This window comes from Pseudomonas sp. BF-R-01, assembly GCF_019946615.1.
GTDB lineage: Bacteria > Pseudomonadota > Gammaproteobacteria > Pseudomonadales > Pseudomonadaceae > Aquipseudomonas > Aquipseudomonas migulae.
Genome location: NZ_JAGYFX010000217.1, coordinates 1 through 1,672, shown reverse-complemented (window position 1 = coordinate 1,672; position 1,672 = coordinate 1). Strand labels below are relative to the sequence as shown.

The 1,672-nt window shown below is 59.6% G+C and carries 1 protein-coding gene; it reads right to left on the bottom strand.

Features of this window, described 5'->3' with window-relative positions:
• Positions 1–84 precede the first annotated feature (84 nt).
• Entirely contained in the window at positions 85–1,395 is a 1,311-nt protein-coding gene (locus KGB27_RS31325; RefSeq protein ID WP_223557380.1) for an ABC transporter substrate-binding protein, read from the bottom strand.
• Positions 1,396–1,672: the final 277 nt, after the last annotated feature.

Below are 1,672 nucleotides of genomic sequence, written 5' to 3'. Positions count from 1 at the left end.
AGCGATGGTTCTGGCGAAAGATATTTGTCGGATGTACCGACGCTTTCGCGGGCAAGCCTCGCTCCTACAGGGGGCTTTGCGGGGTTACTTGGGGTAACCCGCGCGCTTCATCTCACGCTCTGTGGTTTGCTGGGCGGCGGTCAGGGCCTGGCCGACCGTGGTCTGACCGATCAGCGCCGCCGAGAACGACTTGCCTACCTGAGTGCCAATGCCCTGGAACTCGGGGATGGTCACCAGTTGAATGCCGATGTAGGGCACAGGCTTGAGCGTCGGCTTGCTTGGGTCCGCCGTTTTCAGCGACTCGAGCGTGACCTTGGCAAATGGCGCGGCGCTCATGTACGCCTCGCTGTAAGTCGAGGCCCGCGTGCCTGGCGGTACGTTGGCAATGCCGTCTTTTTCCGCGACCAGTGCGCCGTATTCCTTGGAGGTTGCCCAGGCACTGAAGGTCTTCGCCGCATCCTTGGCTTTGGAGCTGGTCGGAATCGCCAGCGCCCAGGAATAGAGCCAGGCCGAGCCTTTGTCGGTGGTCTGGTGCGGCGCGTAGGTGAAGCCGACGTGCTCGCTGACCTTGCTCTGGGTTTTGTCGGTGACGAACGAGCCGGCGACGCTGGCATCGACCCAGATCGCGCATTTGCCGCTGTTGAACAGCGCCAGGTTTTCGTTGAAGCCGTTGCTCGACGCGCCCGGCGGGCCTGACTTCTTCATGGTGTCGACGTAGAAATTCAGGGCGTTTTTCCACTCGGGGCCGGTGAATTCCGGTTGCCACTTCTCATCGAACCAACGCGCGCCATAAGCATTGGCGACGGTGGTGATCAGCGCCATGTTCTCGCCCCAGCCGGCCTTGCCGCGCAGGCAGATGCCGTACTGCTCTTTATCCTTGTTGGTGAGTTTGCTGGCGAATTCGCCGATCTGTTCCCAGGTCGGATGTTCCGGCATGGTCAGCCCGGCGTCATTGAACAGGTCGGTGCGGTAATAGGTGATGGAGCTTTCGGCGTAGAACGGCAAGGCATACAGCGAACCCTTGACTGACAGGCCTTCACGCACCGAAGGGAACACGTCGTCGAGGTCATAAGTGGCCGGCAAATCCTTCATCGGTTCCAGCCAGCCCTTGGCGCCCCAGAGTGCAGCTTCGTACATGCCGATGGTCAGCACGTCGAACTGCCCGCCCTGGGTGGCGATGTCGGTGGTCAGGCGCTGACGCAGGACGTTTTCTTCGAGCACCACCCAATTGAGCTTGATGTCCGGGTGCTCGGCCTCGAAGGTTTTCGAGAGCTTTTGCATGCGGATCATGTCGCTGTTGTTGACGGTGGCGATGGTCAGGGTCTGAGCGCCGAGGCTGACGCTGCTGAGGGTCATGCAGGTGAGGGCTAGCAGAGCTTTTACAGAAGGTTGCATCGTGCACTCCTTTTCTGCACCCGGTGGGGACAGAAGGACAGTTATTGTTTTTGTGTCTTCCGGGGCGGGAAGAATGTGCGCTGATTACAGCCTTCAATTGAGGATGAGACAAATCATCCATCGCACTTGAATTGATACTATTTTGCACTGCTGTCTGGGGTGGGGGATGCAGGGATAGGCGTTGCAGCGGTGTGCGGGGATAGAATTTGTACAGGTTTTAGGGCGCCTTCGCGGGCAAGCCTCGCTCCTACAGGGGGGTGCGCAATTCCTGTAGGAG